The 12283-nt window shown below is 64.6% G+C and carries 15 protein-coding genes; 5 read left to right on the top strand and 10 right to left on the bottom strand.

Annotated features, from left to right (window positions below; translation table 11 throughout):
- Positions 1-24: 24 nt before the first annotated feature.
- The gene (locus tag LPJ38_RS21425; RefSeq protein WP_145640181.1) at positions 25-783 is read left to right on the top strand and encodes a GntR family transcriptional regulator; all 759 of its coding nucleotides are present in this window, start codon (positions 25-27) and stop codon (positions 781-783) included.
- Here LPJ38_RS21425 and LPJ38_RS21420 read toward each other — a convergent pair.
- A complete protein-coding gene (locus tag LPJ38_RS21420) occupies positions 780-1199 on the bottom strand; it encodes a nuclear transport factor 2-like protein (RefSeq protein WP_145640179.1) in 420 nt (139 codons plus the stop codon). The genes LPJ38_RS21425 and LPJ38_RS21420 overlap by 4 nt on opposite strands.
- 147 nt (positions 1200-1346) lie before the next feature.
- On the opposite strand from LPJ38_RS21420, the gene LPJ38_RS21415 reads away from it, so the two are divergent.
- Positions 1347-2588, top strand: coding sequence for an amidohydrolase family protein (locus LPJ38_RS21415; RefSeq protein WP_145640175.1), 1242 nt, complete (start codon positions 1347-1349; stop codon positions 2586-2588).
- Positions 2589-2818: 230 nt separating this feature from the next.
- Entirely contained in the window at positions 2819-3145 is a 327-nt protein-coding gene (locus tag LPJ38_RS21410) for a hypothetical protein (protein ID WP_430640277.1), read from the top strand.
- On the opposite strand, the gene LPJ38_RS21405 is transcribed toward LPJ38_RS21410, so the two are convergent.
- The 6 genes from LPJ38_RS21405 to LPJ38_RS21380 all read right to left on the bottom strand — a co-directional run bounded on the left by LPJ38_RS21405 (position 3146) and on the right by LPJ38_RS21380 (position 8040).
- Positions 3146-4069 carry a DUF1932 domain-containing protein gene (locus tag LPJ38_RS21405; protein WP_145640173.1) on the bottom strand — a complete coding sequence of 308 codons (924 nt, stop codon included), beginning with the start codon at positions 4067-4069 and terminating at the stop codon, positions 3146-3148.
- Positions 4069-4938 carry a substrate-binding domain-containing protein gene (locus LPJ38_RS21400; protein ID WP_145640170.1) on the bottom strand — a complete coding sequence of 290 codons (870 nt, stop codon included), beginning with the start codon at positions 4936-4938 and terminating at the stop codon, positions 4069-4071. Before LPJ38_RS21400 ends, LPJ38_RS21405 begins: the two co-directional genes overlap by 1 nt.
- Positions 4939-4957: 19 nt before the next feature.
- Positions 4958-5641 carry a 4-carboxy-4-hydroxy-2-oxoadipate aldolase/oxaloacetate decarboxylase gene (locus LPJ38_RS21395; RefSeq protein WP_145640168.1) on the bottom strand — a complete coding sequence of 228 codons (684 nt, stop codon included), beginning with the start codon at positions 5639-5641 and terminating at the stop codon, positions 4958-4960.
- Positions 5638-6351 carry a PIG-L deacetylase family protein gene (locus LPJ38_RS21390; RefSeq protein WP_145640165.1) on the bottom strand — a complete coding sequence of 238 codons (714 nt, stop codon included), beginning with the start codon at positions 6349-6351 and terminating at the stop codon, positions 5638-5640. Before LPJ38_RS21390 ends, LPJ38_RS21395 begins: the two co-directional genes overlap by 4 nt.
- A gap of 63 nt (positions 6352-6414) precedes the next feature.
- Entirely contained in the window at positions 6415-7299 is an 885-nt protein-coding gene (locus LPJ38_RS21385) for an amidohydrolase family protein (protein ID WP_145640161.1), read from the bottom strand.
- Between the two features lie 30 nt (positions 7300-7329).
- Complete coding sequence (locus LPJ38_RS21380) at positions 7330-8040, bottom strand: TetR/AcrR family transcriptional regulator (protein WP_145640157.1); 711 nt, start codon at positions 8038-8040, stop codon at positions 7330-7332.
- A 111-nt stretch (positions 8041-8151) separates the two neighbouring features.
- Here LPJ38_RS21380 and LPJ38_RS21375 point away from each other — a divergent pair, with 111 nt between their 5' ends.
- On the top strand, positions 8152-9129 hold the full coding sequence (locus LPJ38_RS21375) for a tripartite tricarboxylate transporter substrate binding protein (protein WP_145640155.1): 978 nt from the start codon (positions 8152-8154) through the stop codon (positions 9127-9129).
- Positions 9130-9189: 60 nt separating this feature from the next.
- Here the strand turns inward: LPJ38_RS21375 and LPJ38_RS21370 are convergent, their stop codons facing one another.
- Complete coding sequence (locus LPJ38_RS21370) at positions 9190-10332, bottom strand: mechanosensitive ion channel family protein (protein ID WP_145640153.1); 1143 nt, start codon at positions 10330-10332, stop codon at positions 9190-9192.
- A gap of 128 nt (positions 10333-10460) precedes the next feature.
- Between LPJ38_RS21370 and LPJ38_RS21365 the strand changes: the two genes are divergently transcribed.
- Positions 10461-11711, top strand: coding sequence for a DUF763 domain-containing protein (locus tag LPJ38_RS21365; RefSeq protein ID WP_145640151.1), 1251 nt, complete (start codon positions 10461-10463; stop codon positions 11709-11711).
- Between the two features lie 36 nt (positions 11712-11747).
- Here the strand turns inward: LPJ38_RS21365 and LPJ38_RS21360 are convergent, their stop codons facing one another.
- Together LPJ38_RS21360 and LPJ38_RS21355 are read right to left on the bottom strand one after the other, a co-directional pair.
- On the bottom strand, positions 11748-11990 hold the full coding sequence (locus tag LPJ38_RS21360; RefSeq protein WP_145640147.1) for a hypothetical protein: 243 nt from the start codon (positions 11988-11990) through the stop codon (positions 11748-11750).
- A gap of 29 nt (positions 11991-12019) precedes the next feature.
- Complete coding sequence (locus LPJ38_RS21355; protein WP_145640145.1) at positions 12020-12283, bottom strand: hypothetical protein; 264 nt, start codon at positions 12281-12283, stop codon at positions 12020-12022.

Genomic DNA, 12283 nt, shown 5'->3' with positions numbered 1-12283 from the left:
ACCGGTACCCCCAAGGAATCGCCGATGGCGGCGCGCCCCACCAGCAAGACTTCTGAATCGTCGGACAAGGTCAGCGTGATCTGCCGCGCCTTGCGGCGCGCGATCATCGAGCAGGCGCTCGAGCCGGGTGCGAAGCTGCCGGAGGATGCGCTCGGCGACCGCTTCGGCGTCAGCCGCACCATTGCCCGCCACGCGCTGGGGCAGCTCGCCGCAGAAGGCCTGGTCGAGCTCCGCCGCAACCGCATCGCGGTGGTGGCGACGCCGAGCTGGCAGGAGGCGCGCGATGCCTTCGACATCCGGATCCAGCTCGAAGGCCTCGTCGTCCGCCAGCTCGCCGGCAAGCTGACCAAGGCGCAGATCGCCGAGCTGAACGCCCATGTCGACGCCGAGGACCGCGCGCGCGGCGGCACCGATCCGGTCTCGATCCGCCTCGCCACCGAGTTCCACATCCTGCTCGCGCACATGACGAACAGCCCGATCCTGGTGCGCTATGTCAGCGAGGTCGCCTATCGCTGCTGCCTGACCTTGTCGCTCTACAGCCGGCCGCATTCGACCGAATGCGCGGTCAACGAGCACCGCGCCATCATCTCGGCGCTCGCCAGAGGCGACGAGACCAAGGTGATGGAATTGATGCACCATCACCTGGATTCCGTGGCCAATCGCGCGCTGGTGGCCCCCACTCCGCAGCGCGGCCGCGACCTGCTCGACATCCTCGCGCCCTATGCCGACGAAGCGACGAGCGGTCGTGTCGTCAAGCTGCCGAAGGTGATGCGCAGGCGTTAGGCCTCGATCCCGCGCTGGACGAGGATCCGCTCGGCACTATCGTTCCAGACGTCCATCTTCACGATCTGGCCGCCGCAGACGACGAAGCGATCGACATAGCGGTTGCCTTCGAACGGTGTGCCGTCCATCCACTCGCCATAGAGCGTGCCGACGCTGTAGACGACGGTCTCGTCCGCGCCGGGGCAGACGTCGAACCGATCCATCTTCTTCTTGACCCAACGATAGCGCTTCGCGTTGAAGCCGGTCGGCCCGCGCGGATGATCGAACTCGCGTCCGCCGGTGAACGTGATCACCGTGCCCGGCTTCATATAGGCTGAAGCTGCGTCGGGATCCGGGATCATCGAGGCCGTGAGATAGGCTTCGACGATCTCAGCGTCGGTCATCGGGGAGCGTTCGGCTTTTGCGGGCATGGACATGAGGCTTCTCCGGGGCGCCGACACTCTACAATTCTTGCGCCAAACTGCATGCACATTTTTTGAACAGTTTGATGTCGATATTGCACACAATCTGGAGCTGCTCGCTCCGGCAGCTTCCGCTAGGCTTCCGTTGCTGAATCCAACGCCATGACCATCCAGACCGCCCTCGACCTGATTTTTCGCAACGCGCTGCTGCGATCGTCCGCCGGCCCCGTCGATATCGGCGTGAAAGGCGGCCGCATCGCCGCAATCGAACCGCGGCTCGCTTGCGACGCCATCGAAGTCGATCTCGGCGGCCGCCTCGCCCTGCCCGGCTTCGTCGATACCCACATCCATCTCGACAAGGCCTGCCTGCTCGGCCGCTGTGGGCATGACCATGGCAGCGTCTCCGAGGCCATCCGCGCCGTTGCCGGGATGAAGAAGGATTTTACGGTCGAGGACGTCTACGCGCGCGGCGCAAAAGTGATCGAACGCGCGATCATGCACGGCACGACGCGCATGCGCACCCATGTCGAAATCGATCCGCGCATCGCGTTGCGCGGCTTCGAGGCAGTCAGGTCGTTGAAGCGTGACTATGCCTGGGCGATCGACCTGTCGCTCTGCGTCTTCCCGCAGGAAGGCCTGACCAACGACCCCGGCAGCGAAGAGCTGCTGATCCGGGCGCTGCGCGACGGCGGCGAGGTGATCGGCGGTTGCCCCTATATGGACACCGACCCGACCGCCCATCTCGGACGCATCTTCGATCTCGCGCAGGAGTTCGACGTCGACGTCGACCTCCATCTCGACTTCGATCTCGATCCCTCCTGGTGGCATCTCGACGAGGTCTGCCGCCAGACCGAACGGCGCAATTATGGGGGGCGCGTGGCGATCGGCCATGCGACCAAGCTGTCGGCGCTGCCGCCGGAGCGGCTGAAAGCTGCCACCGCGCAACTGGCAAAAGCGGGCGTTGCCGTCACCGTGCTGCCCGCAACCGATCTCTATCTCATGGGGCGCGAGGCCACCCACAACGCGCCGCGCGGACTGACGCTCGCCCACAAGCTCGCCGGCGAGGGCGTGTTGTGCTCGGTCGCCACCAACAACGTGCTCAACCCGTTCACACCGTTCGGAGACGCTTCGCTGCTGCGGATGGCGAACTTCTACGCCAACGTCGCGCACGCCTCGGTCAGCGATTTCGAGACCTGCCTCGATCTCGTGACCGAACTGCCGGCCCGGCTGATGAACCTCAAAGAATACGGCATCAAAATCGGCAATCCCGCCGATCTCATCGTGCTGGATACGCAGGACAGCCGCTTCGCCATCGCGGAGCTGCCTGATGTCGTGTTGGGCTTCAAGGCCGGCCGACAGACTTTTGAACGGCAGCGGCCAAAGCTGTTCCATCCCCAGAGCTGATGTCGCGGCCGCGGGGCCGCTCCATCCACAGGCAAGGCCGGCTCGCCGCCTTCAGCGGTAAGATTGTCGGGATACCTGCCTTGCTATTGGCCGCTGCCGTTCGATTTTACCGCCGATTCGGCCCAGCCGAGCCGGTAGAATCCCGGACCGTAGCCCCACGCGTTGCGAGGCCATCTCGCCGGCCATAACTAGGACCTGCACTGATCATTTGCGTGCGATCGGGAAAGAGTATGGATATGTTCAGCGCATTCAGCTCCATCGACTATCATTCAATTCAGGCCGGAACGCCCACCGATAATGCGGTGAAGCGGCTCGACGGTATCGGCCACGTTTTGTCGGATCTCGATATCTCGGGGATCCAGACACAGGACGACGTCAACCGCACGCTGTGGACGCTCGACGCCGCCAACAAATGCGTTCGCGCAGTGCTGGCGGACTTCCGCACGCAACCGGCCACGGACCAGCTCGCCCGCAAGTCCAGAACTCTGATCGACCTGATCGAACGCGCCCGCGACCAGCTCGTGAGCATTCAGGTCCGGGGCACGGTCCTGAGCTGATTATCTGGCGCGATTGATCTTCGACAGGATTCGGTCCGCCTCGGTCCGCCAGTCGGGGCTGCCGGCAAACTCTTCGGTGCCCTTGGTGCCGAACAGCCCTTCATCGGCAAGATCTGCCACCCAGGCCTGGCGCTCGGCCGTGCCTTGCGCAGACCACGGCGACAGCCCCGCCTCACGCACGGTCTCGGCAACCTCGCGCACTTCCTCCGCACGGCGGCGGCCGTGCTCGATCACGCGCTGAAAGCAATAGGCGCCCTGCTTCTCCCAATCGATGCCGGGAAACGTTTCCGCGAGCGAGGCCAGCACCGCATCCTCGACGCCATAGGCGCGCGCGGTGGTGAAACTCTCGATGACCATGGCCTCCAGGCCCTTGATCATGATGCTGCGGCACATCTTCACGGCCGAGGACACACCGAGCTTGTCGCTGGCAACCTTCGCCGCAAAGCCGATCGCGTTCAGAAGCGGCTCGAGCTCTCGCGCGCCGGGGCCGCCGAGCAGCAGCGGCACCTTGATGCGATAAGGCGGCACCGAGGTCATCACCGCGCCCTCGACATAGCGGCCGGCGGCGCCATCGATCAGCGCGGCGGCGCGCTGCTTGGCGCCCGGTGAGGCCGAGTTGAAATCCAGGAACCAGGTGCGCTGATTGAGCGCGCCCGCGCAGGCCTTTGCCACCGGCACGGCCTGGCTTGCCGTGACCGCGGAGATGATGAAATCGGACTTCGCAGCCAACTCGGCATGAGATGCCACGAGTGCCACACCGAATCTCGCCGCGTGTTCCTTCAGGGGACCGCCCTGCTCGCCGCCGAGCTTGATGTCATAGGCTGAGACCTTGATGTCCTGCTGGCGCAAATCCTCGGCCAGGATCCGGCCGACTTCACCGTACCCGACCAGCCCGATCTGCCAGCGTCTGGGATCCCCTGCCATCAATTCAATCCTCGTGTGCTCTCGTCGAACAGCTCCTCGACCGCATAGCGGCGCGGGATCAGCGCCTGCTGAAATGCGTAGTCGACGATCAACTCCAGCGCCTTCCTGTTGGCTTCGACCCCGAACGGAACGAAGTCCGGCGCGAGCGCTGGCACCGCCTGATCCTTGTTCCGCTTGAGCAGATCGTACACGCCGGCGACCACATCAGGGCGCGATCTTGCAAGCTTCTCGGTCACGACCACGAGATGATTGACCGGCACGACATCACGCCGGGCGTACCATTTGGCCGCCTCTGCGGCCGGATCAGGGAAGAGCGGCTTCAGCTTCGGACTATCAGAGGTCTCGCCCAGGACGGCATCGAGCTCGCCGTCGAGCAGCATCTGCAAAATGTTCTTGTCCTTCGGCGCGCGCTCGGTGGTGTCGACATATTCGGCGACATGCGGATTCTCGAACGTGATCCAGCGGATCTTGTCGAGAGCGACGCCGTAATCATTGGCCAGGATGCCCCTGATCCATGCCCCAGTTGTCGTCGTGAAGGAGCGGATCCCGACGCGCTTGCCTTCGAGGTCGGACGGCCCGAGCGCTCCGTGCGCTGGATTGTAAAGCGCATAAGCGTGCTGGAAGCGGCCGAGCATGGTCGCCGGCAGCAGCACCAGCGGCTTGCCATACGCTTTCGCCATCAGATAGGTGACGATCGCCATCTCGCAGACGTCGAAGGCCTGCTCCCGCACCATCGGCTTGAACGCGGTGTTGGTCGGCGTGTACTCGACGAAGTCGAGGTCGAAAAGATCGGAGCGGAGCTCGCCGCTCTTCACCGCCTTGATATGGGGATGATTGCCGAGCACGGCCTTCAGCTTGAGACGATCCATCCGCCCGCTCCGCTCGTCTTCAGACATCCTCGGGATTGTCGACATAGACCAGCCCGGCCTTCGCCAGCGCCTCGCGCATGCCGTACATGTCGAGGCCGAGCTCGCCGGAGGCGAGGCGCGCGCGCTTGCCACCCTCATCCGCGTTGCGCTTCCTCGCCTTCTCGGCGACCTCGGCCGCATGGTGCTTCGGCACCACGACGACGCCGTCATCATCGGCCACGACGATGTCGCCGGGCTCGACGTTGACGCCGGCGCAGACCACGGGGACGTTCACCGACCCGAGCGTGGCTTTCACCGTGCCCTTGGCCGAAACCGCGCGTGACCACACCGGAAACTTCATCTCGTGCAGCGCTTTGACGTCGCGGCAGCCGGCATCGATGATCAGCCCCTGCACGCCGCGCGCCTGCAGCGACGTCGCGAGTAATTCGCCGAACATGCCGTCGGTGTTGTCGGTGGTGCAGCCGACCACGAGGATGTCGCCTTTCCTGCACTGCTCGACCGCGACATGGATCATCCAATTGTCGCCGGGCTGCGCCAGCACGGTCACGGCGGGCCCGGCAATCGCGGCGCCCGGCCACACCGGGCGCAGATACGGCTTCATCAGGCCGATGCGACCATAGGCTTCATGCACGGTGGAGACGCCGTACTCCGCCACGCCGGCGGGATCGGCACGCCTGATGTTGCGAACGACGACCGGCCTCATGCGAACTCCTCCGCAACGGTCGGGAACAGGCGCTGATAGGCCTCGCCGTACGTCATGGGGACGCCGGTGTTGCGGCTGCCCTGGATGCCGCGGTTGAGCGCGACGCGTTCGTAATAGCCCCACAAATGCTTCTGTGCAGCGAGGATCTGGAACGCCTCGTATTTCTCCTTCCAGACCTCGTCGATCTTGAGGAGCAGGTCCGGCTTGTAATTGCACTGCTCGGGCTGGTGCGGCTCGAACAGAAACACCGGTGGCGCCGAATATTTGTATTGGGCGCCCGGCTTGTGGCCCATGGCTTGCGCGACCACGCGTGTCTCTTGGGCGAAATGCGCCGCGTTCGGGTGATCGAAATTATAGGGGTCTTCCAGCGCGTGCGTCAGCACGAAGCTCGGATTGAGTTCGCGATAGATGTCGACCATGCGGTCGAAATGCGCCTCGGTGAGCTTCAGCGGATAGTCGCCGCAATCGAAGAACTCGATCTCGGCACCTAGCAGTTTCGCGGCCCGTTCGGCCTCGTCCTTGCGTCCGGCCTTGACCGACTCTAGCGTGGCTCCCTTCTCCTTCCAGGCGAACTGGCTTTCGCCACGCTCGCCGAACGACAGGCAGACGATCTTCATGCGATAGCCCTTCTTCGCATGCAGCGCGATGGCGCCGCCGGCGCGCCAGACGAAATCGCCGGGATGGGCGGTGATCACGAGACCTGTCTTCATGGGTTACTCCCTTCGTTCGTATGTATTGGCCCGCGTCCCTGCGGCTCCTCGGCAAGGATGCCGCTACGCTTCGAACCCGAACAAGCGCGCGGGATTGTCGACCAGGATCTTTTGCTGGAGCTGCGGCTCCGGCGCGAACAGCGGAATCAAATCGACAAGGTTGCCGTCATTCGGCATCACCTTGACGTTGGGATGCGGCCAATCGGTGCCCCAGATGACGCGATCCGGCGCGGTCTCGACGATCTTTCCCGCGAACGGCACTGCGTCGGTGAACGGCGGCCCGGCCGATGACACCCGCTCCGAGCCGCAGATCTTGACCCAGCATTTCTCGTCGCGCTGCATCAGCTCGATCAGTATCCTGAATGGAAGCTGGTCGAGCCCATCGGACGCCTTCACCCGCCCCATATGGTCGATGGTGTAGCTCAGCGGCAGCTTGGCCAGCATGTCGGCATAGTCAGGCAGGTCGATCGCGTCGAAATGCAGGTCGATGTGCCAGCCGAGCGGCGCGACCATGGCGGTGACACGGTCGAACACGCGCTTATCGGGGACCCCGCCGAGATGGCGGACGAAATTGAAGCGGCAGCCGCGGAAGCCACCATCGTGCAGCACGCGGAGCCCGCGCTCGGTGATGGTGTCGTCGATATTGGCAACCGCGCGATAGGCACCATTGCTCTGCGCGATGGCATCCAGCGCCACCGTATTGTCGGTGCCATGCACGCTGGCATTGACGATGACGGCACGCTCGATGCCGAGCTTGGCATGGAGCGTGCGGAAATCTTCCAGCGGCGCATCCGGCGGCGTGTAGGAGCGGTCGGGTGCGTAAGGGTATTTCGCGCCGGGCCCGAAGATGTGGCAATGCGCGTCACACGCCAGCTTCGGCAGCCTGAATTTCGGCGTGCGCGTGTTTGGGTCGGGCGGCGGAATGTTCGGCGTATACATCATCGTCATCAGTGAACCGCCGAAGCGAGCCGCTTGCTCTTAAGACTTGCTGCCGACGACCGGCCGCCGCCGCACCGGTGCGGCCTGATCCAGCGCCGGCGCCTGGAACGCGGCAACGGTGGCCTGCACCAATTGCTCGATGGCATTGGCTGCGTCACCGCCATCGGCCTCGCCGCGCGACAGGCGCGAGACGCGCTCCGGCGTCACCAGCGAATAATAGAGCGCGCCGAGCAGGAAGTGACTGCGCCAGACGATGTCGGTGCGCGGAATGTGCGGCAGGCTCTCGTGGATCGCATCGATGAAGGCATGGCTGGTGTCGTCAAAGGTCTGCGCGATGATCTTTCGCGCGACCTCGTTGCCTTCCGCCGACATCACCGCGCGCAGGCGCGTGAAGCGCGCCCCGCCGCCGGCGAGATCGCTGCCCGAGGTGAAGGCCGGCACCACATAGGCCCGCACCACGGCTTCCAGCCGGTCCTGAAGATCGCGCACGCGCCTTGCGGCCGCGAGCAGCTCGGAGCGGCGCAAATTCATCGGTCCGCAATGGCGCCGATAGATCTCCAGCAGCAGGCCGTCCTTGGTCTTGAAATGATAGGTCACGCTGCCAGGATTTGCGCCGGCAGCATGCGCGATGTCGCGCACCGATACGGCGTTGAATCCGTTGGTGGCGAACAGCTCCTCGGCCGCGGCGAGGATCGCCTCGCGCATGTTCGGCTTGCGGGCCGTTTCCTTGCTGGTGGGCTTGCGTACCATGTGATTTGTACTATCGTACAAAAGATCAGGTCTCGTCAACAAGAACTGCTGGCGTTGGAACGGCCGGGACACCGACCGGCAGGCGCGCAATGCCCTTAAGGAGTGCTGGGAATGCTGGGTTTGAACAAGACAATCGGTTTGATGCTGAGTGCCGGCCTGTTGCTGGCGAACAGCGCCGCGCAGGCTGCGGAAAATTATCCGAGCAAGCCGGTCCACATTCTGGTCCCCTATGCCGCCGGCGGAGCCGTCGACGTGCTCGCGCGCACGCTGGGCCAGGCTTTGGCCAAGTCCTGGGGCCAGCAGCCGGTGATCGACAACCGCCCCGGTGCCGGCGGCATCGTCGCCTCGCAAACGCTGACGCAGGCCGCGCCCGACGGCTACACGCTGATCCTGGTCGCGAGCGGCCATCCGCTCAACCAGTTCATCTATCCGAGCGTGCCCTACGACACGTTCAAGGATTTCACCGCCATCACCGAAGTCGCCTCTTCACCGCTCGCGATCGTCGTGGCCAAGGACAGTCCATACAAGACACTCGGCGACCTTCTGGCTGCGGCGAAGAAGGAGCCGGAGAAGCTCTCCTACGGCATGTCCGGCAACGGCACCTCGGCGCACCTGGCCGGTGAGCTGCTCAAACACATGTCCGGCACCAAGATCGTCGCGATTCCCTACAAGGGCGGCGCACCGGCGCTGACGGCGGTGATTGCCGGCGAGATTCCACTCAGCATCAACCCGCTCGCCGAAGCCATCGGCCAGCTGGAAGGCGGCCCGGTGCGCGCGCTCGCGGTGACCTCGGCCGAGCGCTCCAAGGCGCTGCCGAACGTGCCGACCGTCGCGGAAGCGGGTGTGCCCGGCTATGACGTCTCGGTGTGGTGGGGTGTACTTGGCCCGGCGAAAATGCCGCCGGAGATCGTGGCCAAGCTCGAGACCGATTTGAAGGCGGCACTGCAAGACTCAAACGTGCTGTCGACGCTCGGCAAGATCGGCGCAACGCCGCTCGGCTCCTCGTCCAAGGACTTCGACGCCTATATGCGCGCCGAAGCGACGAAGTGGGAGCCGGTCCTGAAGGCAGCCAACATTCGCGCGCAGTGAGGCTCCACAGCGCGAGGAAGCCGACGCCGCGTCGCACAAGCAAGCCCCGGGCCTTGCTGCTCAGTTGTGGACCCTCGCCCGCATTTCCTCAGGCGGCGCGGGTCGCCGCGGGAAATCGGCATCATCGCCACCCGACGGAATCAGGATCGCGCGCTCGCGGGGCAAAGCATCCGGCATCTCGTCGCGGATGAAGGCGACGAGCTTTTCCCTAATCTCGCAGCGCAGGTCCCAGGATTGCGGCGCGTTGCGCGCGCTGACAAGCGCGCGAAGCTCGATGGTGCGCGCATCCGCGTCGATCACCTGGAGATTGACCACCTCGCCATCCCACAGCTTCGACTCCTTCACGGCGCCTTCCAGCCAGCGACGGATGCGCGCCACGTCGGCACGGTAATCGACATGCAGCGCGATGACGCCGATCAAAGACGCGGTATCGCGGGTCCAGTTCTGAAACGGCTTTTCGATGAAGTAGGACAGCGGCACCACCATGCGGCGCCAGTCCCACAGCCGGATCACCACGTAGGTTGAAGCGATGTCCTCGATCCACCCCCACTCGTTCTCGATGATGACGGCATCCTCGATGCGGATCGGCTGGGTGATGGCGATCTGCAAGCCCGCGATCAGATTGCTCAGCAGCGGTCGCGCGGCGAGACCGACGATGATACCGGCGGCACCGGCGGAGGCGAACAGGCTGACGCCATATTGTCGGACCGAGTCGAACGTCATCAGCGCGGTGGACACCGTGATGATGACGATGATGGTGTCAGTGACGCGCTTGAACACGCGGACTTGCGTCACATGCTTGCGCGCCACGAAATTCTCGGTGACGTCACGAAAGTTCTGGAGATAGCGCGCTGCGCTCATGTCGACGATCCGGATCGAGATCCAGCCGATCAGCGCGATGAAGGCGACCACGAAAAGGCTCGTCAGCGGCGTGCGGAATGCGTCACTTAGCGGCGCGAGCGGCAGCACCAGCGCGACGGCGGCGAGGCAGAGTGCGAGTTGTGCCGGACCGGCGGTCCTGTCGATGAACACGCTCAAGAGTGGGAGACGCGTTCCGAAGGCGCGATTGAGCAGCCAGGCGGCGAGGCGATAAATGGCAAGGGCCAGCAGGATCGCGCCGGCAACCAGGCTGAGGCCGACGAACCAAGATGGTATCCAGCCGAACATCCCGTCGATGTCGGCCATGAGGGCCTGCCAAGTCATCGCTGTCCCCATCAGTGCATTCGGGTAGCCCGCTCAACGCCTGCCGGGTCAGCTTGGCTCCCCCGTCCAGTGCAATGCAGCATTCCCCTGATGCAACCGTTGCCGAAATGCGCTAGTTTGCAGCGCTCATGACTCGACGTACCGGCAGCGCCGATCTTCCTCTCCACACCGGCCGGGTTCCGCCCTGGCTTGCGAGCCGCATGGCCTCGCTCGGCGCGATCGTCACGCAGGCGATCGTTCATAATTATGGCCGCGACGCGTTTCTGCAGCGCCTGTCACATCCGTTCTGGTTCCAATCGTTTGGCGCCGTGATGGGAATGGACTGGCACTCATCGGGGATCACCACCTCCGTGATTGGCGCGTTGAAGCGTGGCCTCGGGCCGCTCCAGGACGAGCTCGGCATCTATGTCTGCGGCGGACGCGGACAGCATTCGCGCAAGACGCCGGACGAGCTGTTGCAGCTCGGCGACCGCGTCGGTTTCGACGGCGCAAGATTGACCCGCGCCAGCCGGCTGGTGGCGAAGGTGGACAGCGCCGCGGTGCAGGACGGTTTTGATCTCTACCTGCATGGCTTCTTTGTCACCGCCGACGGCAAGTGGACGGTGGTGCAGCAGGGCATGAACGGCGACAAGCGCCAGGCCCGCCGCTATCACTGGCATTCCGAGGCGCTGAAGAGTTTCGTCGATGCACCGCACAGTGCGATCGATGGCCCTGAGCAAGGGGAGATCGTCAACCTCACCGACCATCGCGCCGATGTCTCCCGCACGGCGCAACTCGAACTCCTGAGCGAACTCGGCCCCGATCGCATCCTCACTGAATTCGAACGGCTCTCGGGCACTGCGCCCGAGCCGGCGCAGGCGATGCTGCCGCACCTGATCATGCCCGCGCATCACGATGTCAGGCCCAAGGACGTGTTCGCGCGCCGCCTGCACGGCACCCTCGCCGCGGCGGCCGAGCGGGGCCCGGTCGATTTCCCGGAGCTGCTGCTGACGCCCGGTGTCGGCGCGCGCACCGTGCGCTCGCTCGCGATGGTCGCCGAGGTCGTGCACGGCGCGCCGTATCGCTTCAAGGATCCTGCGCGCTTCTCACTCGCCCATGGCGGCAAGGACCGGCATCCCTACCCCGTTCCGATCAAGGTCTATGACGAGACCATTCGCGTGCTCAAGGGCGCGATCCAGAACGCAAAGCTCGGGCGCGACGAAGAGATGCAGGCGATCAAGCGGCTCGACGATCAGGCACGACGGCTGGAGCGGACTGCACGAGGGCCGTCGGTCCAGGCCTATATTGCCGGCGAGCGTGCCGCCTCGCCCGATCTCGACGGCCGCTCGGTGTTCGGCTGGGAGCACGAACTTGCGGGCACAAAAAAGCGGACCGGCTGAACACCGGTCCGCGAGTTGGTCGGGAGGAACGCTTTCTCAGGTCTCGTCGGCCTCCGGCTTGTCGTCGAGCCGGTTCGCTGCGTGGTCCTGATATTGCTCGGTCTGGATCGTCTTGCCGTCCATGCCGCGGATGTCCGAATGCTGTTTCTTGTCGCGATTGGACAGGACCACGTTGTCTCCGATCATGTCCTTCGGCACGTCGGTCATTGCGCCGGTGCCGTCGCCCTTCCCGTGCATGCCCGATCTGAAGTGCGTCTTGCTCCCATGCCCACTTGGCATCGGTTTCTCCTCTCTTGCAGTGATCTCTCTTAGTGCTTCTGTTGCGCCGGCGTCGGTTTCGGCGGCTTGTGGCCGTGCTGGCCGGGATCGTTGTGCTTGTTGTGATCGCTCTCCTGATTGAGGCCGCCGCGGCTCACCGGGAATTCGCTCTGCCGGGCCTCCGGGTGGGCGCGATGGACGGCGTCGTCCCCGGGATTGCGGCCGATGGCCCGCTCGAGCTCGCGCGCGTCCGGGACATCGGGCTTACGCTCGAGAATGCGAACCTGCTGCTCGTGTGTCTTCTTGCCTTGCAT

Source organism: Bradyrhizobium daqingense (genome assembly GCF_021044685.1).
GTDB classification, from domain to species: Bacteria; Pseudomonadota; Alphaproteobacteria; order Rhizobiales; family Xanthobacteraceae; genus Bradyrhizobium; species Bradyrhizobium daqingense.
The sequence above is the reverse complement of the archived record's forward strand: the minus strand, read 5'-3'. Positions and strand labels throughout refer to the sequence as shown.

What these genes read in the sequence shown, in the direction of transcription:
- LPJ38_RS21425 (WP_145640181.1), top strand. Translation starts at nt 25, where the DNA reads ATGGCGGCGCGCCCCACCAGCAAGACTTCTGAATCGTCGGACAAGGTC.
- LPJ38_RS21360 (WP_145640147.1), bottom strand. Translation starts at nt 11,990, where the DNA reads ATGCCAAGTGGGCATGGGAGCAAGACGCACTTCAGATCGGGCATGCAC.
- LPJ38_RS21400 (WP_145640170.1), bottom strand. Translation starts at nt 4,938, where the DNA reads ATGGATCGTCTCAAGCTGAAGGCCGTGCTCGGCAATCATCCCCATATC.
- LPJ38_RS21395 (WP_145640168.1), bottom strand. Translation starts at nt 5,641, where the DNA reads ATGAGGCCGGTCGTCGTTCGCAACATCAGGCGTGCCGATCCCGCCGGC.
- LPJ38_RS21410 (WP_430640277.1), top strand. Translation starts at nt 2,819, where the DNA reads ATGGATATGTTCAGCGCATTCAGCTCCATCGACTATCATTCAATTCAG.
- LPJ38_RS21370 (WP_145640153.1), bottom strand. Translation starts at nt 10,332, where the DNA reads ATGACTTGGCAGGCCCTCATGGCCGACATCGACGGGATGTTCGGCTGG.
- LPJ38_RS21365 (WP_145640151.1), top strand. Translation starts at nt 10,461, where the DNA reads ATGACTCGACGTACCGGCAGCGCCGATCTTCCTCTCCACACCGGCCGG.
- LPJ38_RS21355 (WP_145640145.1), bottom strand. Translation starts at nt 12,283, where the DNA reads ATGCAAGGCAAGAAGACACACGAGCAGCAGGTTCGCATTCTCGAGCGT.
- LPJ38_RS21385 (WP_145640161.1), bottom strand. Translation starts at nt 7,299, where the DNA reads ATGACGATGATGTATACGCCGAACATTCCGCCGCCCGACCCAAACACG.
- LPJ38_RS21375 (WP_145640155.1), top strand. Translation starts at nt 8,152, where the DNA reads ATGCTGGGTTTGAACAAGACAATCGGTTTGATGCTGAGTGCCGGCCTG.
- LPJ38_RS21390 (WP_145640165.1), bottom strand. Translation starts at nt 6,351, where the DNA reads ATGAAGACAGGTCTCGTGATCACCGCCCATCCCGGCGATTTCGTCTGG.
- LPJ38_RS21405 (WP_145640173.1), bottom strand. Translation starts at nt 4,069, where the DNA reads ATGGCAGGGGATCCCAGACGCTGGCAGATCGGGCTGGTCGGGTACGGT.
- LPJ38_RS21415 (WP_145640175.1), top strand. Translation starts at nt 1,347, where the DNA reads ATGACCATCCAGACCGCCCTCGACCTGATTTTTCGCAACGCGCTGCTG.
- LPJ38_RS21420 (WP_145640179.1), bottom strand. Translation starts at nt 1,199, where the DNA reads ATGTCCATGCCCGCAAAAGCCGAACGCTCCCCGATGACCGACGCTGAG.
- LPJ38_RS21380 (WP_145640157.1), bottom strand. Translation starts at nt 8,040, where the DNA reads ATGGTACGCAAGCCCACCAGCAAGGAAACGGCCCGCAAGCCGAACATG.